This is a genomic window from Streptomyces silvisoli (genome assembly GCF_029269905.1).
Lineage (GTDB): Bacteria > Actinomycetota > Actinomycetes > Streptomycetales > Streptomycetaceae > Streptantibioticus_A > Streptantibioticus_A silvisoli_A.
Genome location: NZ_JARJBC010000030.1, coordinates 1 through 24,212, shown reverse-complemented (window position 1 = coordinate 24,212; position 24,212 = coordinate 1). Strand labels below are relative to the sequence as shown.

At 70.7% G+C, this 24,212-nt stretch carries 19 protein-coding genes and 1 tRNA gene; 14 read left to right on the top strand and 6 right to left on the bottom strand.

The features are described 5' to 3' along the window. Nucleotides 1-499: 499 nt before the first annotated feature. Complete coding sequence (locus tag P3G67_RS32220) at nucleotides 500-1,363, top strand: LuxR C-terminal-related transcriptional regulator (protein ID WP_276096657.1); 864 nt, start codon at nucleotides 500-502, stop codon at nucleotides 1,361-1,363. Nucleotides 1,364-1,419: 56 nt separating this feature from the next. Here the strand turns inward: P3G67_RS32220 and P3G67_RS32215 are convergent, their stop codons facing one another. Continuing rightward, nucleotides 1,420-1,917: a MarR family winged helix-turn-helix transcriptional regulator gene (locus tag P3G67_RS32215; protein WP_276096656.1), complete on the bottom strand. Its 498-nt coding sequence runs from the start codon at nucleotides 1,915-1,917 to the stop codon at nucleotides 1,420-1,422. Between the two features lie 141 nt (nucleotides 1,918-2,058). On the opposite strand from P3G67_RS32215, the gene P3G67_RS32210 reads away from it, so the two are divergent. Next, nucleotides 2,059-2,868, top strand: coding sequence for a trans-aconitate 2-methyltransferase (locus P3G67_RS32210; RefSeq protein ID WP_269855728.1), 810 nt, complete (start codon nucleotides 2,059-2,061; stop codon nucleotides 2,866-2,868). A 39-nt stretch (nucleotides 2,869-2,907) separates the two neighbouring features. Here the strand turns inward: P3G67_RS32210 and P3G67_RS32205 are convergent, their stop codons facing one another. After that, on the bottom strand, nucleotides 2,908-3,510 hold the full coding sequence (locus P3G67_RS32205) for a TetR family transcriptional regulator (protein WP_391858394.1): 603 nt from the start codon (nucleotides 3,508-3,510) through the stop codon (nucleotides 2,908-2,910). Between the two features lie 95 nt (nucleotides 3,511-3,605). Then, a complete protein-coding gene (locus P3G67_RS32200) occupies nucleotides 3,606-4,589 on the bottom strand; it encodes an acyl-CoA desaturase (RefSeq protein WP_269855729.1) in 984 nt (327 codons plus the stop codon). A gap of 273 nt (nucleotides 4,590-4,862) precedes the next feature. Between P3G67_RS32200 and P3G67_RS32195 the strand changes: the two genes are divergently transcribed. The 6 genes from P3G67_RS32195 (at nucleotide 4,863) to pth (ending at nucleotide 9,767) form a co-directional block, all read left to right on the top strand. Then, a complete protein-coding gene (locus P3G67_RS32195; protein WP_276096655.1) occupies nucleotides 4,863-5,543 on the top strand; it encodes a helix-turn-helix domain-containing protein in 681 nt (226 codons plus the stop codon). A 29-nt stretch (nucleotides 5,544-5,572) separates the two neighbouring features. Next, a tRNA-Gln gene (locus P3G67_RS32190) sits at nucleotides 5,573-5,644 on the top strand. A gap of 114 nt (nucleotides 5,645-5,758) precedes the next feature. Beyond that, complete coding sequence (gene glmU, locus P3G67_RS32185; protein WP_276096654.1) at nucleotides 5,759-7,213, top strand: bifunctional UDP-N-acetylglucosamine diphosphorylase/glucosamine-1-phosphate N-acetyltransferase GlmU; 1,455 nt, start codon at nucleotides 5,759-5,761, stop codon at nucleotides 7,211-7,213. Nucleotides 7,214-7,344: 131 nt separating this feature from the next. Next, complete coding sequence (locus tag P3G67_RS32180; RefSeq protein ID WP_269855841.1) at nucleotides 7,345-8,322, top strand: ribose-phosphate diphosphokinase; 978 nt, start codon at nucleotides 7,345-7,347, stop codon at nucleotides 8,320-8,322. Between the two features lie 187 nt (nucleotides 8,323-8,509). Then, a complete protein-coding gene (locus tag P3G67_RS32175) occupies nucleotides 8,510-9,094 on the top strand; it encodes a 50S ribosomal protein L25/general stress protein Ctc (protein ID WP_276096653.1) in 585 nt (194 codons plus the stop codon). 85 nt (nucleotides 9,095-9,179) lie between these two features. Continuing rightward, nucleotides 9,180-9,767: an aminoacyl-tRNA hydrolase gene (gene pth, locus P3G67_RS32170; protein WP_269855733.1), complete on the top strand. Its 588-nt coding sequence runs from the start codon at nucleotides 9,180-9,182 to the stop codon at nucleotides 9,765-9,767. 44 nt (nucleotides 9,768-9,811) lie between these two features. Here the strand turns inward: pth and ppc are convergent, their stop codons facing one another. Continuing rightward, entirely contained in the window at nucleotides 9,812-12,556 is a 2,745-nt protein-coding gene (gene ppc / locus P3G67_RS32165) for a phosphoenolpyruvate carboxylase (protein WP_276096652.1), read from the bottom strand. A gap of 305 nt (nucleotides 12,557-12,861) precedes the next feature. Between ppc and P3G67_RS32160 the strand changes: the two genes are divergently transcribed. Further along, the gene (locus P3G67_RS32160; protein ID WP_276096651.1) at nucleotides 12,862-14,163 is read left to right on the top strand and encodes a sensor histidine kinase; all 1,302 of its coding nucleotides are present in this window, start codon (nucleotides 12,862-12,864) and stop codon (nucleotides 14,161-14,163) included. Between the two features lie 270 nt (nucleotides 14,164-14,433). On the opposite strand, the gene P3G67_RS32155 is transcribed toward P3G67_RS32160, so the two are convergent. Together P3G67_RS32155 and P3G67_RS32150 are read right to left on the bottom strand one after the other, a co-directional pair. Beyond that, a complete protein-coding gene (locus tag P3G67_RS32155) occupies nucleotides 14,434-14,934 on the bottom strand; it encodes an SUKH-3 domain-containing protein (RefSeq protein ID WP_276096650.1) in 501 nt (166 codons plus the stop codon). Nucleotides 14,935-14,942: 8 nt separating this feature from the next. Then, a complete protein-coding gene (locus P3G67_RS32150; protein WP_276096649.1) occupies nucleotides 14,943-15,440 on the bottom strand; it encodes a YwqJ-related putative deaminase in 498 nt (165 codons plus the stop codon). Between the two features lie 351 nt (nucleotides 15,441-15,791). Here P3G67_RS32150 and P3G67_RS32145 point away from each other — a divergent pair, with 351 nt between their 5' ends. The 5 genes from P3G67_RS32145 to P3G67_RS32125 all read left to right on the top strand — a co-directional run bounded on the left by P3G67_RS32145 (nucleotide 15,792) and on the right by P3G67_RS32125 (nucleotide 24,195). Next, on the top strand, nucleotides 15,792-16,862 hold the full coding sequence (locus tag P3G67_RS32145) for an SMI1/KNR4 family protein (RefSeq protein WP_269855738.1): 1,071 nt from the start codon (nucleotides 15,792-15,794) through the stop codon (nucleotides 16,860-16,862). A gap of 9 nt (nucleotides 16,863-16,871) precedes the next feature. After that, a complete protein-coding gene (locus P3G67_RS32140; RefSeq protein ID WP_276096648.1) occupies nucleotides 16,872-19,331 on the top strand; it encodes an SUKH-4 family immunity protein in 2,460 nt (819 codons plus the stop codon). A gap of 260 nt (nucleotides 19,332-19,591) precedes the next feature. After that, nucleotides 19,592-20,497 carry a hypothetical protein gene (locus tag P3G67_RS32135; RefSeq protein WP_276096647.1) on the top strand — a complete coding sequence of 302 codons (906 nt, stop codon included), beginning with the start codon at nucleotides 19,592-19,594 and terminating at the stop codon, nucleotides 20,495-20,497. A gap of 300 nt (nucleotides 20,498-20,797) precedes the next feature. Then, nucleotides 20,798-21,622 carry an ABC transporter ATP-binding protein gene (locus tag P3G67_RS32130; protein ID WP_276096646.1) on the top strand — a complete coding sequence of 275 codons (825 nt, stop codon included), beginning with the start codon at nucleotides 20,798-20,800 and terminating at the stop codon, nucleotides 21,620-21,622. Then, nucleotides 21,619-24,195 carry an ABC transporter permease gene (locus P3G67_RS32125; protein ID WP_276096645.1) on the top strand — a complete coding sequence of 859 codons (2,577 nt, stop codon included), beginning with the start codon at nucleotides 21,619-21,621 and terminating at the stop codon, nucleotides 24,193-24,195. Before P3G67_RS32130 ends, P3G67_RS32125 begins: the two co-directional genes overlap by 4 nt. Nucleotides 24,196-24,212 lie beyond the last annotated feature (17 nt).

Sequence of the window (24,212 nt, the reverse complement as noted above, 5' to 3'; positions counted from 1 at the left end):
CCGCAGGGAGATGGCGTGCGGTCACGGGGCGTGCGGTACGGCGTGCGGCCACGGTCGCACGCCGCGTACCGCGTCACCGCGCAAGCGCACACCCGCCGTACGCGCCCCTGGCGAACGCCGCACGCGCTCCGCCGTCGCCGGATAGCGCGCCCCCCGGGCGCCGGGTGGCCGAATGCCACCCGTGGGCACACGTGTACGGGCGGTCGGGAGCCGTCCATCGAGCCCTCAAACGCTCCGCCCTTCACGCCCCTTCACGCCAAAAGCAACCGTCACCCGCCCGAGTTCGGCATTCCAGCCCCGAATGTCGGTGATTCCCCCTACGCTTTTCGTGGTGCCGGTGGGGGCCGGCGCCGATCAGGGGGCGAGGCCCGCGGGTATGGCACCCGCGGCCGGGGTAGGCAGCACCGCACCACGGCGGTAGCGCGGCTGTGGAACGGCGCCCGCGGCGAAGGTGCCGACCCGCGCCCGTCCGCCACCTGCCAAGGGGGAGAGTGATCGCGTGGCCCGCATTCGCGTACTGGTCGTCGACGACCACCGCATCTTCGCCGAGTCGCTCGCCGCCGCGCTCGCGGCCGAACCCGACGTGGACGTCTCCGCCGCGGGCAGCGCCCCGGCCGCCCAACGCTGCCTGGAACGCGCCGCCGCCGACGGCAGGCGGTACGACGTGCTGCTGGTCGACGCCGACCTCGGCGGCGTCGGCGCCACCGTGGGTCACCCCGCCGCCCCACCCCGCACCCCGGCCCTCCCGCCCGGTCGGCCACCCGCGCCCCAGGTCCCGGTACAGCGCGGCCCGGAACCCCGCGACCAGCGGCCCGAGCCACCCCGCGGCACACCGCCCACCTGCGGCGACGCATACGACGGCATAGCCCTGGTCGAGAAGGTCCGCGCCCACCACCCCGGCACCCGTACCGTGGTCCTCGCCGGGCAGGACGACGCCCGCCGAGCCGCCCGCGCCCTCCAGGCGGGCGCCTGCGGCTGGGTGGCCAAGGACAGCTCCCTGTCCCGCCTGCTGGCCGTGGTCCGCGGTGTACTGCGCGACGAGACCCACCTGCCGCCCGCACTGCTCACCGGCGTCCTACGCGAGCTGACCACCGCCCGCCGCCACCGCACCGAAAGCGAACGGCTCGTGGAGTCCCTCACCCCGCGCGAACAGGAAGTACTGCGCTGCATGGTCGCCGGACTCGGCCGAAAGGCCGTCGCGGAACGCCTCTACCTCTCCCCGCACACCGTCCGCACCCACATGCAGAACGTGCTCGGGAAGCTCGGCGTCCACTCCACCCTGGCCGCCGTCGCCCTCGCCCGGCGCGCCGGAGTCGGCCCGGCCGACCTCGCCGTACCCGCCGGCAGCGGCAAAACCGCCTAGCCCCGGCCGACCGAACCAGCACCACCTGAAAGCGGTCGCTTAACCGAAAAGCCCTGTCAGTTCGGGAAGTTGTCGAACGGGGCCGTCAACTGCCGCAGCAGCCCGGCCAGTTCGCAGCGCTGATGCGGCGACAACTCGCCCAGGATCGCCCGCTCCTGCGCCAACAGTGCCGCCAGCGCCTCATCCGCCTGGTCCTGCCCCTCGACCGTCAGCCGTACCAGCACCCCGCGCCGGTCGCTGGGATCCGGCAACCGCTCCACCAGGCCCTTCTTGGCCAGCCGGTCGATGCGATTGGTCATCGTCCCCGACGTCACCAAGGTCTGCGTGAGCAACTGCCCGGGCGACAGCTGATACGGCGCCCCGGCCCGGCGCAACGAGGTGAGCACGTCGAACTCCCACGGCTCCAGGCCATGCTCGGCGAACGCCAGCCGCCGCGCCCGGTCCAGATGCCGCGCCAGCCGACTCACCCGGCTGAGCACCTCCAGCGGTTCCACGTCGAGGTCAGGGCGCTCGCGACGCCACGCAGCCACCAGCCGATCGACCTCGTCCTCCATGCCGATCAGTGTAGTGGTTGTGTCGACATGAAGTCTCTTGATGTCAAGAGAATAGAAAGCGGACCGCCTGGGCAATCTCGGCCACGAGAGACACCCTGCGTCTCTCGCACAGGACAAGCACCTCTCCAAAGGGGATCCGCAATGCACCAGGCGACCTGGGATCCACAGCAGTACCTGCGCCACGCCGGACACCGCACCCGGCCCTTCCACGACCTCCTGAACCGCATCCCCGAACTCCCCCACAACCCCGCCCACATCGCCGACCTCGGCTGCGGCCCCGGCAACGTGACCGCCATCCTCGCCGACCGCTGGCCCAACGCCCACATCACCGGCCTCGACAGCTCAACCGAAATGCTCGAAGCCGCCCAGGAATACGCCGGCCCCACCCCCGGCGGCGGCAGCCTCCACTTCCGCCGCGCCGACGCCGCCAACTGGAACCCCGACAGGACCTACGACCTCATCGTCTCCAACGCCGCACTCCAGTGGGTCCCCAACCACCCCGACATGATCCCCACCTGGATCGACGCCCTCGCCCCCGGCGGCACCCTCGCACTCCAGGTACCCGGCAACTTCACCTCGCCCAGCCACGCCCTCCTCGCAGAACTCTGCGACGCCCCCCAATGGCGCGACAAACTCGCCGGACACGGCCGCGGCTACGTACACATCTTGGAACCCGCCGGATACCTCGAACTCCTCGACACCCTCGACTGCGTCGTCGACGCCTGGGAAACCACCTACGTCCAACTGCTACACGGTGAAGACCCCGTACTCGAATGGACCAAGGGCACCGCCCTACGCCCCATCCTCACCGCCCTCGCCGACGACCCCGCCACCCGCGACGAATTCATGGCCCAATACCGCGACCTACTGCGCAAGGCATACCCCGCGGGACCCCGCGGTACCGCCTTCCCCTTCCGCCGCATCTTCGCCCTGGCCACCAAGAAGAGCTGAACCCACACCGCGCCTGGAGCCCACCCCGAACGGCGCCGACTACGCCTTACGGTGACCTATCAACCGCGGCCTGGGCTCCAGGCCGGACAACCCGTTCCACGCCAGATTCACCAGATGCGCCGCCACATCAGCCTTCTTCGGCCGCCGCACATCCAGCCACCACTGACCCGTCAGCGCCACCATCCCCACCAACGCCTGCGCGTACATCGGCGCCAGCTTCGAATCAAAACCGCGCTGCTTGAACTCCAACCCCAAAATATCCTCGACCTGCGTCGCGATATCACTGATCAGGGAAGCGAACGTACCCGTCGACTGCGCCACCGGAGAATCCCGCACCAAAATACGGAAACCATCAGTCGACTGCTCGATGTAATCCAGCAACGCGAACGCCGCCTGCTCCAGCAACTCCCGCGGATGACCACCCGTCAAGGCACTCGTCACCATGTCGAGCAAAACCCGCATCTCGCGGTCCACCACAACCGCGTACAGGCCTTCCTTGCCACCGAAATGCTCGTACACCACCGGCTTCGAGACCCCCGCCTGATGCGCGATCTCCTCCACCGACGTGCCCTCGAACCCACGCTCCGCGAACAACGCCCGACCAATGTCCAAAAGCTGCTCGCGACGCTCCGCACCCGTCATCCGCACCCGGCGGCCACGCCGAACCGACCCGGCCGCCGACCTACCCGCGCCCTTGACCCCGCCACCAGTGCTGCTATCGCTCCCCACAGCACTCATCATGCCGCCTTGGCGACCTCATCCCTACGCCGGGCAGCGATCCGCGCGGAGTCCGGCCACCGCACGTCAGAAGCCCAACCCAACCGCTCGAACCACCGGATGATCCGCGCACTCGAATCGACCTGCCCCCGCAACACACCATGCCGCGCACACGTGGGATCCGCGTGGTGCAGGTTGTGCCACGACTCACCGCACGACAACACCGCGAGCCACCACACGTTCCCCGACCGGTCCCGCGACTTGAACGGCCGCTTCCCCACCGCATGACAGATCGAGTTGATCGACCACGTCACATGGTGCAGCAACGCCACCCGCACCAGCGAACCCCAGAAGAACGCCGAGAACGCCCCCCACCACGACATGGTCACCAGACCGCCGACCAACGGCGGCAACAGCAACGAAATCGTCGTCCACCAAACGAACTGCCGGGAGATCGCGCGAATCGCCGGATCCTTGATCAAGTCCGGAGCGTACTTTTGCTGCGGGGTCTGCTCCTCATCGAACATCCACCCCATGTGCGCCCACCACAGCCCCTTCAACAGGGCCGGAACCGTCTCGCCGTAGCGCCACGGCGAATGCGGATCACCCTCGGCGTCCGAGAACTTGTGATGCCGACGGTGGTCCGCCACCCACCGCACGATCGGCCCCTCCACCGCCAGCGACCCCGCGATCGCCAACGCGATCCGCAACGGCCGGTTCGCCTTGAACGAACCATGCGTGAAGTACCGGTGGAAACCCACCGTGATCCCATGACAGCCGAGGAAGTACATCCCCACCATCAGGCCCAGATCCAGCCAGCTCATCCCCCAGCCCCAGGCGAACGGGATCGCCACCAGCAGCGCCACGAACGGCACGCCGATGAACAGCCCCAAGGTGACCTGTTCGATCGACCCCTTGCTGTCGCCGCCGAGCGTGGCAAGCGGCAACTTCTCGTCAGGCCCGGGCTCCCGGGACTCGGTGATCACGTCCGGCTGTGTGGTCATGGATGTCCCTCGAAGTGGGAGACGGCTACGGAGCTACGGGACCGTAACCTACGGCATCGTAAGTATGGCAGGGCCAGGCCGCGGGAGCACAGAACGCGCACCCGGCCACCGGAGGAATCTGCCCGCCGCGCATGTCCTTCAAGGGGCCGATCGAAAAAACTTCCCGCGAACCGAACGTGTGGAGGTCACGGCCGGATGGGTGAAAACGCTCGATCGGGTGATCGAGATTCGAACTTCTTGGGTGAGCGCCGGGTTCGAATGCATGATCGGTTCATGACCGCCGCAAAACACGAACTACGGGCGCGAGCAGGGGAGTTGCGGCTCGCGGGGAAGACGTACGACGAGATCGTCGCGGAGTTGGGGGTGTCGAGGAGTTCGGTGTCGTTGTGGGTCAGGGACCTGCCGAAGCCGCAGCCTTCGCCGGAGCGGACGCGCCGGATGCGGAAGGCCGGGTGGGAGTCGTACCACAGGCGTCAGGAGTTGCTGCGGGGACAGGTGAAGGCGGCCGCCACGGCCGAGGTCGGGCCGATGACGGATCGTGAGCTGTTCCTGGTGGGGGTGGGCCTGTACTGGGCCGAGGGGGAGAAGGACAAGCCTCATCAGCTGCGTGAACGGGTCACGTTCGTGAACAGTGATCCCGACGTGATCCGTGTCTACCTGGCGTGGCTCTCGCTGTTGGGCGTCGAGGCCGAGCGGCTGCGGTTCCGTGTGATGATCCACGAGTCCGCGGACGTGGCGGCGGCGGAGCGCTACTGGGCCGATCTGGCGGGTGTGGGCGTTGCGTCGCTGGACAAGACAACGTTGAAGAGGCACAACCCGAAGACGGTCCGGAAGAACGTGGGCGAGGGGTATCGCGGCTGCTTCGTGATCCGAGTGTTGCGCAGTGCGGACCTATACCGTCGCGTCGAAGGCTGGTGGTACGGCATAGTAGGGGGAGCCAGCCGGACAGAGTGATCGATTGTCCGTTTTGGCTACCTTTGCTATCCGCTGTGGTGTAATCGGCAGCACGGGGGTTTTTGGTGCCCCTTGTCCAGGTTCGAGTCCTGGCAGCGGAGCTCAAAGTTCGAATGCGGGTCCCGACCGTCAGGTCGGGACCCGTCCGCGTGTCGCACCCCTTACCCCTCGGTATCCTGCGGTTGTCCACACCCCAAACGCCGAGGAGCCACCCCGTGAGCCCCATCCGTCCGGCTGCCGTCGTCGTCCTCGCCGCGGGTGAGGGCACCCGTATGAAGTCGGCCACGCCAAAGGTCCTGCACGAGATCGGCGGACGGTCCCTGGTCGGCCATGTCGTCGCCGCGGCGCGCGAGCTCGCGCCCGAGCAGCTCGTCGTGGTCGTCGGCCACGCCCGTGAGCAGGTCACCGCGCACCTCGCCGGGATCGACCCGGCCATCCGCACCGCCGTGCAGCTTGAGCAGAAGGGCACCGGCAACGCGGTGCGTACCGCGCTGGAGTCGCTGGCCGAGCAGGGTGTGGTGCTCGACGGCACCGTGATCATCACCTGTGGTGACACTCCGCTGCTGACCGCCGACACGCTGCGCGCGCTGGCCGCGGCGCACGAGAGCGACGGCAACGCGGTGACCGTGCTGACCGCCGAGGTGCCGGACGCCACCGGGTACGGGCGGATCGTGCGGGACGGTGGCGGCGCTGTGGCGGCGATCGTGGAGCAGAAGGACGCCACCGAGGAGCAGCGGGCGATCTCCGAGATCAATTCGGGGGTGTTCGCGTTCGACGCGAAGCTGCTGGTGGAGGCGCTGTCGAAGGTGACGACGGACAACGCGCAGGGTGAGGAGTACCTCACGGACACGTTGGCGATTCTGCGGGCCGCCGGTCATCGGGTGGGTGCGGCGGTGGCCGGGGACCACCGGGAGATTCTGGGGATCAACAACCGGGTGCAGTTGGCTGAGGCGCGTCGGCTGTTGAACGACCGGGTGCTGACCGCGGCGATGTTGGCCGGTGTGACGGTGGTGGATCCGGCGTCGACGTGGGTGGATGTGTCGGTGGAGTTCGAGCCGGACACGGTGGTGCGTCCGGGGACGCAGTTGCACGGTGCGACGCGGTTGGCGGCGGGTGCCGAGGTGGGGCCTGAGTGCACGTTGACGGACACGGTGGTGGGTGAGGACGCCCGGGTGATCAAGTCGGTGTCGGAGGGTGCCGAGATCGGTCCGGGGGCGAGTGTGGGTCCGTACGCGTATCTGCGGCCGGGGACGAAGTTGGGTCCGCGGAGCAAGGCGGGCACGTACGTGGAGATGAAGAACGCCGTGGTGGGTGAGGGCACGAAGGTGCCGCATCTTTCGTATGTGGGGGATGCCACGATCGGTGAGTACACCAATATCGGTGCGGCGAGTGTGTTCGTGAACTATGACGGCGAGCGTAAGCACCACAGCACGGTCGGGAGTTATTGCCGGACGGGTGCGGACAATATGTTCGTGGCGCCGGTCACGGTCGGGGACGGTGTGTACACCGCGGCGGGGTCGGTGATCGTGAAGGATGTTCCGGCGGGTGCGTTGGCTGTTGCCCGTGGTCAGCAGCGGAATATCGAGGGTTGGGTGGTCCGTAAGCGGCCGGGGAGCGCGGCCGCGCAGGCGGCCGAGCGGGCGGCTGGGGAGTCGGATCAGGGTGAGTGACGGTGGTCTCGCCGGTGCACGGGGGTGCCGGTGGGGGCGTACCGTATGAGTGCACATAAATTCCGCCAGCTTCCCGACGAGTGGGCGAAGCTGCGTCGAACACCAGTCGAAGTCATCAAGGAGACGGTGCAGTGACCGGGATCAAGACGACCGGTGAGAAGAAGTTGATGCTCTTCTCCGGCCGCGCCCACCCCGAGCTGGCGGAGGAGGTGGCGCACCAGCTGGGGGCTCAGTTGGTGCCGACCAAGGCCTTCGATTTCGCGAACGGTGAGATCTACGTGCGCTTCGAGGAGTCGGCGCGTGGGTCGGATGCGTTCGTGATCCAGAGCCACACTGCTCCGATCAACAAGTGGATCATGGAGCAGTTGATCATGATCGATGCGTTGAAGCGGGCGTCGGCGAAGCGCATCACGGTGGTCGTGCCGTTCTACGGGTACGCCCGTCAGGACAAGAAGCACCGTGGCCGTGAGCCGATCTCGGCGCGGTTGATGGCTGATCTGATGAAGACGGCGGGTGCTGACCGGATCTTGACGGTGGATCTGCACACCGACCAGATCCAGGGTTTCTTCGATGGTCCGGTGGACCACTTGTTCGCGTTGCCGCTGTTGGCGGACTACGTGGGTACGAAGGTGGACCGCAGCAAGCTGACGGTGGTGTCGCCGGACGCCGGCCGGGTGCGGGTGGCGGACCGCTGGTGTGACCGGTTGGGCGCGCCGCTGGCCATCGTCCACAAGCGGCGTGACCCGGATGTGGCGAACCAGGTGACGGTGCACGAGGTCGTCGGTGATGTGAAGGGCCGGATCTGTGTTCTGGTCGACGACATGATCGACACCGGTGGCACGATCTGTGCCGCGGCGGACGCGCTGTTCGCGAACGGCGCGGAGGATGTGATCGTGACGGCGACGCATGGTGTGCTGTCGGGTCCGGCCGCTGATCGGTTGAAGAACTCGAAGGTGAGTGAGTTCGTCTTCACCGACACCCTGCCCACGCCGGGTGAGTTGGAGCTGGACAAGATCACGGTGTTGTCGATCGCGCCGATGATCGCGAGTGCGATTCGTGAGGTGTTCGAGGACGGTTCGGTGACGAGCCTGTTCAACGACGCGCACTGAACCGGGTCGGGCGCGTGGCGCCGGATTTCGTTGGCGGCCTCCCCGCCGGGTAGACTCCTCGGGTTGCTCGGCGAGGGAGGCCGTTTTGTCGGTCTCCGTTATCGACGCGCTTTCGAGTTTTTCGAGGCTGGTCCGTCGTGGACCGAGCGGCAGATTTCCGTATCCGTCGTCCACGAGGAGTGCCGATATGTCTGAGGTGAAGATCCCCGCGCAGCTGCGGGCGGAGTTCGGTAAGGGTTCCGCGCGCCGCGCCCGCCGTGAGGGCCGGGTGCCGGGTGTGATCTACGGTCACGGTGCCGCCCCGGTGCACGTGACGCTGCCGGGTCACGACCTGATGCTGGCGCTGAAGACCCCGAACGTTCTGATCAGCCTGGATGTCGAGGGCAAGTCGGAGCTGGTGATTCCGAAGGCCGTGCAGAAGGACCCGATCAAGGGTTTCCTGGAGCACGTTGACCTGCTGCAGGTCAAGCGGGGCGAGAAGGTCTCCGTTGAGGTGCCGATCCACATCGAGGGTGAGCTGGCGCCGGGTGGCAACCTGCTGGAGCACGTGCTGAACGCGCTGCCGGTCGAGGCCGAGGCCACGCACATTCCGGAGTCGGTGTCGGTCTCCGTGGCGGGTCTGGAGGCCGGTGCGTCGGTGCTGGCGAAGGACGTCGTGCTGCCGCAGGGCGTTGTGCTGGCCGTTGACGCGGACGCCGTGGTGCTCCAGGTGCTGGCTTCCCAGGTGGAGGCCGCTGAGGACGAGGCCGCCGCTGAGGGCGCGGAGGCCTGAGCCTCGTCAGGGCTTTTGTGTGAACCGCCGTCCGGCTTTTGCCGGGCGGCGGTTCGCTTTGCGGTACGTTCGAGGAGAGGTGAGCATGAGCGCAGCGCAGGGTGCCCCTGAGGGGCCGTGGCTGGTGGTGGGTCTGGGTAATCCGGGGCCGGAGTACGCGGGTAATCGCCACAACATCGGTTTCATGGTGGCGGATTTGCTGGCCGAGCGGATGGGGGGCCGGTTCAAGTCGCACAAGGCCCGGGCGCAGGTGGCGGAGGGGCGGGTCGGCGGTCAGCGGGTGGTGTTGGCCAAGCCGATGTCGTTCATGAATCTGTCGGGTGGTCCGGTGACGGCGCTGCGTGATTTCTACAAGATTCCGCTGGACCGGATCATCGTGGTGCATGACGAGTTGGACATCGACTATGCGACGTTGCGGTTGAAGCGGGGCGGCGGTGACAACGGCCACAACGGCCTGAAGTCGATCACGAAGTCGTTGGGTCCGGATTATCTGCGGGTGCGGTGCGGGATCGGTCGTCCGCCTGGTCGGATGGAGGTGGCGACGTTCGTGTTGCGCGACTTCTCGTCGGCGGAGCGCAAGGAGTTGGACTGGTTCGTGGATCGTTCGGCCGATGCGGTGGAGGCGCTGATGGCCGAGGGGTTGGAGCGGGCGCAGAGCACGTACAACGGTTGACGCGGGTGGCCTTCGCCCCCGGTTGGGGGCGAAGGCCGGTGGAGTCAGCCGGTGTTGCGCAGTCCGGCGGCGACGCCGTTGACGGTGAGCAGCAGGGCGCGGGCCAGGGCGGGGTCGGGTTCCTGGCCTTGTGCGGCGGCTTGGCGTTGCCGGTGCAGTAGTGCCACCTGGAGGTAGGAGATGGGGTCCAGGTAGGCGTCGCGGACGCGGAAGGTTTGCTTCAGTACCGGGTTGGAGTCGAGGAGTTCGGCTTCGCCGGTGAGGCGCAGTACTTCGCGTTGGGTGAGTTCGTGTTCGGCTTCGATGGTGGCGAAGACGTGCTTGAGGTGGTCGGGGACGAGGGTGTCGACGTAGTGGCGGGCGATCCGCAGGTCGGTCTTGGCCAGCGTCATTTCGACGTTGGACAGGAAGTTGCGGAAGAAGTGCCAGTGTTGCCGCATTTCGTCCAGGGTGGCGTCGAGGCCTGCTTCGCGGGCGGCCTTGAGGCCGGAGCCGACGCCGAACCAGCCGGGGACGATCTGCCGGGACTGGGTCCAGCCGAACACCCAGGGGATGGCGCGTAGTCCGTCGAGTCCCGCGCCGGAGTCGGGGCGGCGGGAGGGGCGGGAGCCGAGGTGGAGTTCGGCGAGCTGGTCGACGGGGGTGGAGGCGAAGAAGTAGGCGGGCAGGTCGGGGTCATCGACGAGCCTGCGGTAGGCGCCGTGGGCGGCGTTGGAGATGTGGTCCATCGCGGCGTCCCAGCGGGCCAGGGCTTCTTCGGGCTGGCGGGGTGCGGTGTGCAGGGCGGATGCCTGCAGGGTGGCGGCGACGGTGAGTTCGAGGTTCTCCCGGGCGAGGGAGGGGATCAGGTACTTGTCGGAGATGACCTCGCCCTGTTCGGTGACCTTGATCTCGCCTTCGAGGGTGCCCCACGGTTGGGCGAGGATCGCCTCGTGGGTGGGACCGCCGCCGCGGCCGACGGTGCCGCCTCGGCCGTGGAAGAGGCGCAGCCGTACGCCGTAGCGGTGGGCGACGTCGCGCAGTCGGCGTTGGGCGCGGTGGATCTCCCACTGGCTGGTGGTGATGCCGCCGAACTTGGAGGAGTCGGAGTAGCCGAGCATGACCTCCTGGACGTCTCCGCGTAGTGAGACGAGCTTGCGGTAGGAGGGGTCGGCGAGCATCTCGTCGAGGATGCGGTCGGCCTGCTGGAGTTCCTCGGTGGTTTCCAGCAGCGGCACGATGCCGATTCGGGCGATGCCGGCGTGCAGGTCGACCAGGCCCGCTTCGCGGGCGAGGACGGCGGCGGCGAACACGTCGTCGGCGCCCTGGCACATGGAGATGATGTAGGACTCGACTACTTCGGGGCCGAAGCGTTCGAAGGCCTCGCGGATGGTGTGGAAGACGCCGAGGGTCTTGGCGCCCGCCGCGTCCATGGGGGCGGGGGTGGGGGCGAGCGGGCGGCGGGAGCGCAGTTCCTTGGCGAGCAGCTTGCGCCGGTAGTCGCGGGGCATGTCGGCGTAGCGCCAGGACTCCTCGCCGAGCCGGTCGAAGAGTTGGCCGAGGGCGTGGTGGTGGGCGTCGGCGTGCTCGCGGACGTCCATGGTGGCGAGCTGGAGGCCGAAGGCGGCGATGGTGCGCACGGCGCGTTCGACGCGGCCGTCGGCGATCAGGCCGCCGCGGTGGGCGCGTAGGGAGTCCTGCAGCAGGGCCAGGTCGCCGAGGAGTTCACCGGTGCCGAGGTAGTCGCGGCCGGGGGTGTGCGGTGTGCCGGCGGCGAGGCGCTCGCGGGTGTTCATGAGCTTCTGCCGGATGGCGGTGGCCTTGAGCCGGTAGGGCTCCTCGGCGTTGAGCCGCTTGTAGCGGGGGCTGATCTCGGGGAGGTTGGCCAGGTCCTGGTCGAGTGAGGTGAGCAGTTCCTCGCTGGCACCGCAGTTGCGGATGGAGTTGGACAGGGCGGCGCGCAGGTCGTCGACGAGGGCGAGGGCGTCGGTGATGCCGTGTTCGTGCTGGAGGAGCAGGACGTCCCAGGTGACCTCGGGGGTGACGTTGGGGTTGCCGTCGCGGTCGCCGCCGATCCAGGTGCCGAAGGTGAGCGGGCGGGTGTCGGAGGGGAGCGGGGCGCCGACGCGTTCGAGTTCGGCGGCGAGGTCCTCCAGGACGTCGCTGGCGGCGCCCTGGAACAGTTCGTCCAGGTAGTAGACGGCGTTGCGGGCTTCGTCGGCGGGTTCGGGGCGGGCGACCCGTAGTTCGTCGGTCTGCCACAGCAGGTCGATGTTCTCGGCGAGCCGCAGGTCGTGGCGGCGGTGGTCGCCGGTGGAGCGGACGTCGAGGAGTTCGGCGATGCGCCGCAGCTTGTTCAGCACGCTGCGGCGGGCCGCCTCGGTGGGGTGTGCGGTGAAGACGGGGCGTACGCCGAGGTGGCGGACGGTTTCCTTGAGGTGGTCGCGGTCGGCGTCCTTGAGCTGGTCGGCGGTGCGGGCCAGCAGGCCGCCTTCGGCGGCGCGGCGGGCGCGCAGTTCCCGGCCGCGGTGCACCTGCTCGGTGATGTTGGCCAGGTGGAAGTAGGTGGAGAAGGCGCGCACCAGCTTGGTGGCGGTGGGTAGGTCGGTCTCACCGAGCAGCCGGGCGGCGGCCTCGCCGTCGCTGCGGGTCAGGGCCCGGACGCGTTCGACCAGGTCGAGCAGTTCCTGGCCTTCCTGGCGGACCAGGGTCTCGCCGAGCAGTTCGCCCAGGCGGCGGATGTCGGCGCGCAGGGCGGCGTTGTCGTCGGCGGGACCGGTGGGGTCGGGCGTGGTGTCGGCGCTGCTCACAGGTGCGGCTCCTTGGCAGGGAACGGCTGATGGTGCGGACCGCGCTGTCCGACGGGCACCAGGATATGCGCCGCCGGGAGTGCCGGTCGTGGTGTCCGATGGGTGGGCACCTGCGCCGTTCGCACCGGCTGCGCCGGTGGTGTGCGGATACGACGGGCGGGCGCAGCGGCCCGCAGGGCCTGCGTTGAGGGTGGTGGCGGGCGGCGGGCGGGCGCAGCGGCCCGCAGGGCCTGGGTTTGAGGGTGGTGGCGGGCGGCGGGCGGGAGCCCGGCTGGTTGTCGCGGCGGGCCTTTAGGCTGACAGGTATGACGATGACGGGGGTCACGGAACAGGAGGCGCCGGCAGACGGCGCGCCCAGGGGTGGACCGTGGTGGTGGGCCAGGCGGCGCAGCCTGGCCCTGGACGCGTCGCTGGCCTTGGTGTCCGCGATGGAGTGCGCGGCGGAGGGGGTGCCGTTCGCCCGTGGCAGCGGGATTCCGCTGGCGGTGGGGGTGCTGTTCGGGTTCGTGGTCGGGGCGGCGCTGCTGGTGCGGCGGCGCTGGCCGATCGCGGTGGTGCTGATCGCGCTGGCGGTCACTCCGGCGCAGATGGGCCTGGTGCTGGGGGTGGTCAGCCTGTACACGCTGGCGGCCTCCGACGTGCCGCGGCGGATCATCTCGGCGCTGGCCACGATGACGGCGGCCGGGACGCTGATCGTGGCGTTCGTGCAGATGCACCACGATGTGGTGCGGCACGGCAGCAGTGCGGCCGCGAAGTGGGGCGTGGCGGCGATCACCGTGCTGGTGGCGGTCGGCCTGACCGCGCCGCCGGTGCTGCTCGGGCTCTACGTCGGCGCGCGGCGGCGGCTGGTGGAGACGCTGCGGGAGCGGGCCGACGGTCTGGAGCGGGAGCTGTCGCTGCTGGCGGAGAAGGCGGGGGAACGGGCGGAGCGGGCCCGGATCGAGGAGCGCACCCGGATCGCCCGCGAGATGCACGACGTCGTGGCGCACCGGGTGAGCCTGATGGTGGTGCACGCCTCGGCGCTGCGATCGGTGGTGCGGGAGGACCCGGAGCGGGCGGTGGGCAGCGCGGAACTGCTGGGTGACATGGGCCGCCAGGCGTTGAACGAGCTGCGGCAGATGCTGGGTGTGCTGCGCACCGAGTCCGTGGCGGGCGGCGGCCAGCGCCCGGTGGAGCCGGTGGTGCGGCCGGTCGCGGCGGTGGAGGCGGACGGGGACGGTCCGTGCCTGGCGCAGCTGGGGGTGCTGGTGGAGCACTCGCGGGCGGCCGGAATGGCGGTGTCGCTGTCGGAGGAGGGCGACCGGCGGCCGTTGTCGCCGCCGGTGGAGCAGACCGCGTACCGGGTGGTGCAGGAGGCGCTGACCAACGTGCACAAGCACGCGGCGGGCGCCACCACGCTGGTGCGGGTGGCGTACCGGGCGCAGGAGATAGCGGTCCTGGTGGAGAACGGGCCGCCGGACGGTCAGCCGTCGGCCGGGCTGCCCAGTGGCGGCAACGGGCTGGTCGGCATGAAGGAGCGGGTGTCCGCGCTGGGGGGCGGTTTCGTGGCGGGGCCCCGGCCCTCCGGCGGGTTCCGCGTCTCGGCGGTGATTCCGGCGCGGGGATGAGCGGCGCTCTGCTGGGGGCTGCCCGGTTCCCTCTCCGAGTCGGCCGTCCGTCCGACGCGGGGGTGTCGCGGTGGGTCCGCAACCGCCGCGCCGCGGCGGAAGAGTCATTCGGGGCAGGCTCCCGGCCCTCGGCGGGTCCGGTGTTCGCGTCAGGAGTGGTCCGCCGTGACGGCGGGCGATCCCCACGCGCCGGACCCGCGGTGTCGCGGTGTCCAGCAGCTGCCTGTGGCCGCGGGCACCGAGGCCCAGGGCACCGACAGGCGCCGGAAGCTATCCGTTCACCGACAGCCGGATGGGCTGGACCCCGGTGACCAGGCTGACCACGGCCTGGTCGAAGGTCTCGCCGAGGTACCAGTCCCCGGTGTGGTCGATGGCGTACACCCGCCCGTGTGCGTCGATCGCCAGGTGCGCCTGGCCGTCGGCCTCGGCGCCCAGCGGGCACACGTCGGTGTCCAGCGCCCGCCCGAGGTCGGCGAAGGTACGCGCGAGGTGCAGCCCGCGGATCGGGTCGACGACAAGCCCGGTCGGCGCGATCTGGCGGCCCTTGCCCTTCTGCGGCGGGATCGCCAGGGCGCCGAACTCCGCCCACACCTCGACGGCGGCCGGGAAGACGGCGTGCCGGTGGCCGCCTGGGGAGACGTACGCCCGTAGTTCGTCGGCCCATATCTCGGCCTGCTTTATGTCCCAGCGGCCGGGCTGCCAGCCCGCCGCCCGCAGGGCGGTGTCCACGCCGTCCGGGAAGCGGGCGCTGGTCCTGCTCACGGATGCCACGGTGCCGTTCACTCCCCTTCCGCGGTGGGGTCGACCGCGCGTACCCCGAAGTGGACCAGCAGTGGTGCGCAGGTGCGGCACGGCGGGGCGTACGCGCCGTGCTCGGGGTCGCCGTCCTCGCGGATCCGGCGGGCGGTCAGCTTGCTGTGCTTGAGGGCCTTTCGGGCCTCGCCGTGGCTGAGCGGCTTGCGGGCGGCGCGTCCGGTGCGCTTGTCGGCCAGCGCGGTCAGGAACCGGGAGAGCAGCACCGGTTCCGGACATCGCCCGGCGGACCGGGTGCGCTGCGCGATGGGGAGTCCGGCCAGGAACGTGGCGACCAGCGGATGGAGCTCCGGCGCGGTGTCGCCCTTGGCGCCGGTGCAGGTGAGGGTTTCGCCGCGGACGGACAGGGCGGCGGCGACGGCGGGGAGGATGCCGTCGCGCCGATGTCGCAGCACCGGCGGCGGACCGAGCGGGCGGGCACCCGTACCGTCGCCGCTGTTGCTCCAGGTGAGCCGCGGATCCATGGCCGTTGTCTCCGCCGCCGCGCCTGTTCGCGTCTGTTGTGTTGTTTGCAAGACCGTGCTTCCCTCCCGTGCATCCCCCGTTGAGAGGGCCAGCCTGCCAAATGTGCCTGTTGGTACGGAAGGCGGGCGTAAATACGGGAGATTCGTCACGCGACGGTGACGAGAATGTGGGGACGGTGGCCGGAATGTGACGGCTTTCGGACCCAACCTGTCGCAACGCCCCCTCAACCCCCATGCGGGCACCCGCCGTTGGCCAGCGAATCACAACCGGCTGCGGAGGCGGCGGATCCGGGGTGTTGCCACACCCCATAGGCTGTGCCCAAGCGACAGATCCATCAGGGGGCATCCGCCATGACGACTGGTCGGCTCGGGGCGACGGCCGCCCCGCCGAACGCTGCCTACGCCGGGCAGGTCGTGCACTTCCCGGACCCGATCCGGGCCGCCCGCTATCCGCAGGGCGTCCGGGTGGACGAACACGGCTATCCGGACTTCTCGCCGTACGCCCGGGCCGCCGTCGAGATCGCCGACCCCCCGGAGGGCTTCGGCGTCGACGAACTGCGGCTCACCGACTACGTTTCGGCGAACGCCGCGCTCTTCCAGGCGGGCCACGAACTCTTCGTCCGCCCGTCGCCCACCGCCTCCCTCGACGCGGGCCCCGCGGGCCGCGGCACCCTCCCCGTGTCCCCGGTGGCCACCCCGACCGGCTGGACCTGGCACCACGTGGTCGGCAGCCGCCGGATGGAGCTGGTCCCCGTCGAGGTCAAGGCGCTGCTGCGGCACCACGGCGGGCTGGCCACGGCCGCCGCCGACCACGAAAAGCGCGGCACCCGCCCGCTGCAGGAGACCCGGCCGGTGCACTTCGCGGTCTCCGAGGACGCCGAGGAGAACGCCGTCGGCGGCGAGTCGGTGTTCGCCGCGATCAGCGAACAGCGGCTGCGGGAGGTCGAGGAGGACCTCGGCTACCGGCTGCCGGGCGCCTACCGCGGCTTCCTTAAGGCGTCGGGCGGCCGCCCGGTGGTCGGCGTGGCGCTCGACCCGGAACTCGGCCTGCTGATCGACCAGCCGTTCTTCGCGGTGCGCGACGAGGCGGCCACCGACGACCTGCGGTACGCCAACAAGTGCCTGCGTGACCACCTCACCAAGGACTACCTGGGCGTCGGCTTCGTGCAGGGCGGGTTGTTGGCGGTGAAGGTCAAGGGTGAGCGGATCGGCACGGTGTGGTTCTGCCCGTACGACGACGCGCGGGACACGAACGACTACTGGGACTCGCCGCAGCAACGGGTCGGTTCGCTGCTGCTGCCGTGCGGCGATGATTTCGACGCCTTCCTGCTGCGACTCGCGGGCAACCCGCCGGAGTTGGAGACGGTGGCGAACCTGATGGTGGACGGCGGCTTCGCGCGGGCCGTCGCGGTGGAGGAGTGAGTCGGCCCAGTGATTACTTTCACGCAGGCGCATGAGCGCGCCGAGGCCTGGGTCAACGGTGACGTCCCGGTGTACGAGCGCCGGGAGGTGCGGGTGCGGGAGTTCGACCTGGGCTATGTCGTCTGGGCCGAGGACCGCGAGGACGGGCCGACGTCTGACGGCGCCCGGTCGCGGCTGGTCATCGCCCGCGAGGGCGGCCGCACCACGCTGTGGCCCGCGCTGCCGGTGGACGAGGTGATCCGCAGTTACGAGTTGGCGTACGGGACCCCGCGGCCGCCCGAGCCGGAGTCGGCGGCCGAGCCGCCCAAGCGGCTTGACCTGGAGGCGACTTCGTTCCTGCTGACCCCGCCGGAGTGGCTGCAGGACGTGGCCGACAAGATGGGCATCCCGGACAACCGGCGCACTTCTGAGGAGGCCGCCGAGGGCAACTCGGCCGCACAGACGCCGGGTTCGGCCCCGCAGGCGGCGGACAGCCCGGAACCGACGGACACCGGCTCCACGCCCACCCCGCCGCCCGCCACCCCCTGGGCGGACGCCAACGCCGACTCGGGCGCCTCCGCCGCCGCCGTGTCCGTCGCACCGCCCGCGACCGTGCTGGCGCCGCCGGTCAGCGGCACCGACGCACCGGACACCCCGCCGCCGGGCTCCCGCCCGGAGGCCAGGACCGAACTGCTGCCCGGCGGAAGCGCGTTGCCGCCCACCCGGGTGGCGCCCGCCATCGACACCCCGGCCAGCGGCGGCCCGGCCACTCCTGCGCCGCCCGCCGTGCCGAACACTCCGCCGCCGGGCTGGAACGCCCCGGGCGGCCAGGGTCTTGCGCATCTGCCGCCGCCCACCGGGCCCTCGGTGCACGCCACGCCGCCGCCCGGCTGGCTCTCCGCGGGCGACATCGCGGACGCCGAGACGTCCAAGGGGATGCCGCCGCGCGGCCACACCCCGTCGCCGCCCACCCCGCAGCGGGCCGTGCCGGGTGCGCCCACGCCGCCGCCCGCGGCGCCGGGCGGCTACATCCCGACCCAGTTGGTGCCGTCGCTGGACGCCGACAGCCCCACACCGCCGCCCGCCCCGGGCGCGCCGGGAACACCGCCGGGTGTGCCCATGCCCCCGCCGAGTGCCGCCCCGGGCGCACCCGGAACGCCCCCGCCCCCACCGCCTCCGGGCGCGGGCGGCGGCAGCCATGCCGCCGCCACGGTGCTGGCCAGTGCGTCGGACCTGACAAGCGGTCCGGCCGGTCGCGGCACCCCGCCGCCGCCGCCCCCGCCGCCGGGAGTCGGCGGCGCCCCCGGCCGTGCCGCGGCGGCCCCGCCGCCCCCGCCGCCCGTCCCGGGGACGCCTCCCCCGGCGCACGCCGCCGCGACGATGCTCGCCACGCCCCAGGGCGGCCCCGGCATGCCCCCGCCCCCGCCCCCGCCACCCGGCGCGCCCGGTACGCCGCCGCCCGGCGCTCCCGGCGGCTACGGCTTCCCGCAGCCGCCGCAGGGGGTGCCGGTGGTCGGCCCCGGCTACATGGCCGTACTGCGCTACCGCGCGGGCGACGGTTCCGAGCAGCAGATCATCCGCCGCTCCGCGCCCGGCACGCCGCACCCGGAGTGGCAGATACTGCACGAGCTGCGGTCGTTGAACGTGCCGCCGCAGCAAGTACTGGAGCTACACACCGAGTTGGAGTCGTGCGAGCTGCCCGGCGGCTACTGTGCGCGGATGATCCGCGAGACCTGGCCGCAGGTGCGGATCAGCCACACCGCGCCGTACGGCCGTGACCACGCCTCGCGCCAGCAGGGCGTACAGCACCTGCTCACCCACCAGGGAGAGCTGGCGCAGGTCGCGGACGGCCCGGCACGCCCCCGCCCGCAGCGCGTGCCGCTGCCCAACCCGCAGCAGGTGCAGCGCGTTCCGCCGGTTCCGCTGCAGGCCATCGGGCAGGAACTGGCGCAGGCGTTCGGCCCGCAGGGGGTGTTCCGGTTCGACCAGCGGGCGGTGGCCCGGCAGGGCGTGCCGGACATCGTCGCGCAGACGCTGGTGTGGGCCGGGCTGCCGACCGAGTTCGGGCCGTTCTTCTGGGCGCAGGCGCAGCCCGGCCGCCCGGTGCCGACGCTCGCCGAGATCGCCGTGGAGCGCGGCGTCCAGGCGGCGCCGGACGCGGCGTCGTACCTGGTGATGGGCAACGACTTCGGTCGGCAGCTGTGCGTGCAGTACGGGACGGCGCACATCATGGCGGTGCCGCTGGAGGCGGCGCCCGGTGCGCAGTCCAGCCACACCCAGTTCGTCAACACCAGCCTGCCGGACTTCGTCCGCTGCCTGGCGCTGCTGGGCGGCATGTGGCGGCTGCGGCTCGGGCTCACGCCCGACCAGGCGGGCCGTTGGACGGTCGACTTCCAGTCCCGGCTGGCGGCGCTGGACCCCGCGGCGCTGGCCTCGCCGGACAACTGGTGGTCGGTGCTGCTCGAACAGATGTGGGACGGGCTGCTGTAGGCGGTCCGGGAAACCTGGAGGTACGGGCGCGCCCCGCCGGTTGCGGCGGGGCGCGCCGCTGTTTTTCGGGTGTGGTGTCCGTCACGATGCGGCGCGGAACGGTTGCCGGCGCGCTGGGGCGCGATACCGCGACCCCGTAATGAGGCGGTTCGGGCGCGTCGTGGCGCAAGCTGGGTAGAGGGTCAGCGGAGTGTTGCGGCATGAGTATTTCGCCCAAATCATGAAAGATAGGGCGGGTTATGGGAGACAAGGGGCTGAGCATGGTGATGTCGATGACCCCCCAGGGCTTCAGTACCGCCGCCCGGGGCCGCGGCTACCGGGTCGAACAGGTTGACGCCTTCCTCGCCGCCCTGTCCGCGGAGCGCGACGCGGCGTGGGAGCGCGCCGCGCGGCTGACGGTCCTGGCCAACGAGATGGACGCCGAGGCCAGTGGTCTGCGCGCGGCCCTTGAGGCGCTCGGCCCGGTGACGTACGAGGCACTGGGCGCGGGCGCGCAGCGGCTGCTGAAGATGGTCGAGGAAGAGGCCGCGGACGTAAGGGAACGGGCGGAGGCCGAGGCCAGACGCTCGATGGAGACGGCCGAGCAGCTCGCCCGGGAAGTGCGGGAACAGGCGCAGGCCGAGGCGCTCCAGCGGCGCACCGCGGCCGACGAGGCCGCCGAGGGCGTACGGGCCGCCGCCGAGAAGTACGCCGCCGATGTGCGCGGCGCCGCCGAGCAGGAGGCCGCCCGCACCCGCGAGGACGCCGAGCGCGCCCTGGAGGACGTGCGGCAGGAGATCGCGCGTATCGTCGCCGAGCACGAGAAGGAGCAGCGGCAGCGGCTGGCGGAGTTGGAGAGCCGGCTCGCCGAGCGCGAGGCGGCGGTGGACAGTCACCTCACCGATCTCGCCGACCGGGCGGAACGGCTGCTCGCCGACGCGCAGCACGCGCACGCCGCGGCGGAGGAGGCGGCCGCCCGCCGCGAGGCCGACGCGGAGTCCGAGGCCACGACGATCGTCGCCCAGGCGCACGCCATGGCCGAGCGCGTCGCCCGCGACAGCGAACGGGAGTTGCGCGAGCACGAGATCCACTGCGAGGAGATCCGCTCGCACCTGTCCCATGTCCGCACCAGCCTGTCCACCCTCACCGGCCGCGCGTTGCCCGACCAGAGCCCCGACCACCCGTAGCGCCGAAGTCCACTGCCGCGGTTCCCGCTCGTCACGTGGGACCGCGGCAGTCGTGTGTCCGGCGCCCCCTAGGGGATGCCCTGTCGTTCCTCATACCTCCGGTTCGTCCCGGCGGAGGAGGAGCGGGGCCGTACCGCTCCCTAGCCTGAAATGGCACTGATGCCGCACCGATGGCGAACCGCAGGCCAGGGGGTGGGGGAAACCCCATCCCGAACCGGCGACCTGCCCCATCGCATCGGACACCCCCCGTCGGCGACGCTGGGCACACCCGCACACCACCACGACATTTCAGGAGAAAACGTGACCACGGCTGTAGCAGTTCCCCGAGCGGGCGGCAGCGGAGGGCGCACGGCCGTCGCCGCGAGGGCGCGGCAGGTGACCAAGGCGTACGGCGGCGGGGAGACCAGGGTCGTCGCGCTCGACGCCGTCGATGTCGACATCGCCCGCGGCCAGTTCACCGCGATCATGGGGCCGTCCGGCTCCGGCAAGTCGACGCTGATGCACTGCCTCGCGGGCCTGGACTCGCTCACCTCCGGCCGCATCTGGATAGGCGAGACGGAGATCACCAAGCTGAAGGACAAGCAGCTCACCCGGCTGCGCCGGGACCAAGTCGGCTTCATCTTCCAGGCGTTCAACCTGCTGCCCACCCTGAACGCGCTGGAGAACATCACGCTGCCGATGGACATCGCGGGCCGTAAGCCCGACAAGCGCTGGCTGGACACGGTCGTGCAGACCGTGGGCCTGGGCGGTCGGCTCAAGCACCGGCCGAGCCAGCTGTCCGGCGGCCAGCAGCAGCGCGTAGCGGTGGCCCGGGCGCTCGCCGCCCGGCCCGAGATCATCTTCGGTGACGAGCCGACCGGAAACCTCGACTCGCGCGCCGGTGCGGAAGTCCTGGGCTTCCTGCGCCGTTCCGTTGACGAACTCGGACAGACCATCGTGATGGTCACCCATGACCCGGTGGCCGCCTCCTACGCGGACCGCGTGCTGTACCTGGCGGACGGCCGGATCGTGGACGACATGGCCGACCCCACCGCCGAACTGGTCTTCGAGCGCATGCTGCAGTTCTCGGGGGACGACCCCCGCACCCCCGCTGAGTACTTCGAGGCCCGTGGGAGGACCTCGTGACCGTCCTGAAGACCTCGCTGCGCAACTTCCTCGCGCACAAGGGGCGGATGGCGCTGTCCGCCGTGGCGGTCCTGCTCTCCGTGGCGTTCGTCTGCGGCACGCTGGTGTTCACCGACACGGTCAACGCCACCTTCGACAAACTCTTCGCCACCACATCCGCCGACGTCACCGTCAAGCCCAGGGACGCGGGCAGCAGCGACAACGCCGACGGCGCGCCACCGGCCACGCTGCCCGCCGCCACCGTCGGCAAGATCGCCGCCGAGCCGGGCGTCCGGAACGCCCTGGGCGTCGCCTCGTCGACCCAGGTCACCCTGGTCGACCCGAAGACCAACAAGAGCATCGGCCCGACCTCCGGCGCCCCCACCATCGCCTCCAACTGGACGGTCACCCCCAACGCCGCGCTCAAGCTCACCTCGGGACAGGCGCCGCGGGGGGCCGGGCAGGTGCTGCTGGACGCCGACACCGCCGCCAAGGCACACCTGGGCATCGGCGACGAGGTCAAGGTGATGTCCGCGTACGGCACCTTCACCCAGAAGATCACCGGCATCGCCACCTTCCAGACCACCAACCCCGGTGCGGCGATGGCGTTCCTGGACACCCCCACCGCACAGCGTGAACTCCTCGGCAGGAGCGGGGTGTTCACCTCCGTCGAGGCCTACGGCGACGGCAGCAGGACCAACGACCAGCTGAAGGCGGCGGCCGTGACCGCGCTGGGCGGCGGCTTCCAGGTGCAGACGAAGGCCGAGGCGGCGGCGGAGAACAAGTCGAGCGTCGGCAGCTTCCTCAACGTGATGAAGGACAGCATGCTCGGCTTCGCCGGGATCGCCGTGCTGGTCGGCATCTTCCTGATCGTCAACACCTTCTCCATGCTGGTCGCCCAACGCACCCGGGAGATCGGCCTGATGCGGGCCATCGGCGCCAGCCGCAGGCAGGTCAACCGCTCGGTGCTGATCGAGGCGGTGCTGCTCGGGGTGCTCGGCTCCGCGCTCGGCATCGCGGGCGGAGTCGGCCTGGCGATGGGCCTGATGCGGCTGATGAACGGTATGGGCATGCACCTGGACACCAGCGAGCTGACCATCAAGTGGTCGACTCCCGTGGTGGGCGCGGTACTCGGTGTGCTCGTCACGCTCGTCTCGGCCTATCTGCCCGCCCGCCGGGCCGCGAGGATCTCGCCGATGGCCGCGCTGCGCGACGCGGGCGGCAGCCAGGCCGCCAACAAGTCCACAGTGCTGCGGTCGGTGATCGGCCTGCTGCTCACCGGTGCCGGTGCCGCGTCGCTGGTGGCCGCGGGGGCCGCCAAGGTCGCCGGGACCGGCAGCGTGTACCTGGCTTTCGGCGTGCTGCTCACCCTGATCGGCTTCATCGTGATCGGCCCGCTGCTCGCGGCCGGGGTGGTGCGGGTGCTGGGCGCGGTCACGTTGCGGCCGTTCGGCCCGGTCGGCCGCATGGCGCAGCGCAACGCGCTGCGCAACCCGCGCCGTACCGGTGCCACCGCCGCCGCGCTGATGATCGGGCTCGCGCTGGTCTCGGGGCTTTCCGTGGTGGGTTCCTCGATGGTGGCCTCGGCGGACGACCAGATCGACAAGTCGGTCGGCGCCGACTTCATCGTCTCCACCGACTCCGGAGCGTTCACGCCCGACGTCGTCAAGGCGGTCAGGGGCACGCCGGGTCTGGGTCACGTCACCGAGTACAAGGCGCTGCCGGTGGTGCTGACGCTGCCGGACGGTACGAAGGCCAGGAAGTCGCTGAACGCCACCGACCCGACGTACGCCGACGACCTGCGGGTGCCGGTGGTCTCCGGCCAGGTCAAGGACGCGTACACCGAGGGCGGCATGACGGTCGGCGAGACCTTCGCCCACGACCACGGGCTGCGGCTGGGCGACAGCCTGACCGCGACGTTCCCCGGTGGGCGTGCCGCCCGGCTGCGGATCGACGCGGTGACGTCGAAGAACACCTCGTTCGACAACGGCGCGATGTACGTGGGGCTGGACACCGTACGCCGGTACGTGCCGCGGGAGCTGGTGCCACAGGACGTGATGCTGTTCGCCACGGCGGCCGACCACAAGAACACGCAGCCCGCGTATGACGCGCTCAAGGCATCGGTGCGGGACTTCCCGCAGGTCCAGGTACGCAACCAGGCCGACTACAAGAAGCTGCTGCGGGACCAGCTGGGCCAACTGCTCAACCTGGTCTACGGGCTGGTGGGGCTGGCGATCATCGTCGCGGTGCTGGGTGTGGTCAACACCCTGGCCCTCTCGGTGGTCGAGCGGACCCGGGAGATCGGCCTGATGCGGGCGATCGGGCTGTCGCGGCGCCAGCTGCGGCGGATGATCCGGCTGGAGTCCGTGGTGATCGCCATGTTCGGCGCGGTGATCGGCCTCGGCCTGGGCATGGGCTGGGGCACGGCGGCCCAGAAGCTGCTGGCCCTGCGGGGCCTGGGGACGCTGGCGATCCCGTGGTCCACCATCGTCACGGTCTTCGTCGGCGCCGCGGTGGTCGGCCTCCTGGCCGCCCTGGCACCCGCGTTCCGCGCTTCGCGCATGAACGTCCTGTCGGCGATCGCGACGGACTGACGTCCGCAGCGCGGGTG

Bases quoted from the DNA above. Each gene is read 5' to 3' on its own strand.
- P3G67_RS32145 (WP_269855738.1), top strand. From the start codon at position 15,792: ATGACGACTGGTCGGCTCGGGGCGACGGCCGCCCCGCCGAACGCTGCC.
- P3G67_RS32195 (WP_276096655.1), top strand. From the start codon at position 4,863: ATGACCGCCGCAAAACACGAACTACGGGCGCGAGCAGGGGAGTTGCGG.
- P3G67_RS32175 (WP_276096653.1), top strand. From the start codon at position 8,510: ATGTCTGAGGTGAAGATCCCCGCGCAGCTGCGGGCGGAGTTCGGTAAG.
- pth (WP_269855733.1), top strand. From the start codon at position 9,180: ATGAGCGCAGCGCAGGGTGCCCCTGAGGGGCCGTGGCTGGTGGTGGGT.
- P3G67_RS32150 (WP_276096649.1), bottom strand. From the start codon at position 15,440: ATGGATCCGCGGCTCACCTGGAGCAACAGCGGCGACGGTACGGGTGCC.
- P3G67_RS32215 (WP_276096656.1), bottom strand. From the start codon at position 1,917: ATGGAGGACGAGGTCGATCGGCTGGTGGCTGCGTGGCGTCGCGAGCGC.
- P3G67_RS32200 (WP_269855729.1), bottom strand. From the start codon at position 4,589: ATGACCACACAGCCGGACGTGATCACCGAGTCCCGGGAGCCCGGGCCT.
- P3G67_RS32135 (WP_276096647.1), top strand. From the start codon at position 19,592: ATGGTGATGTCGATGACCCCCCAGGGCTTCAGTACCGCCGCCCGGGGC.
- P3G67_RS32205 (WP_391858394.1), bottom strand. From the start codon at position 3,510: ATGACGGGTGCGGAGCGTCGCGAGCAGCTTTTGGACATTGGTCGGGCG.
- P3G67_RS32160 (WP_276096651.1), top strand. From the start codon at position 12,862: ATGACGATGACGGGGGTCACGGAACAGGAGGCGCCGGCAGACGGCGCG.
- P3G67_RS32210 (WP_269855728.1), top strand. From the start codon at position 2,059: ATGCACCAGGCGACCTGGGATCCACAGCAGTACCTGCGCCACGCCGGA.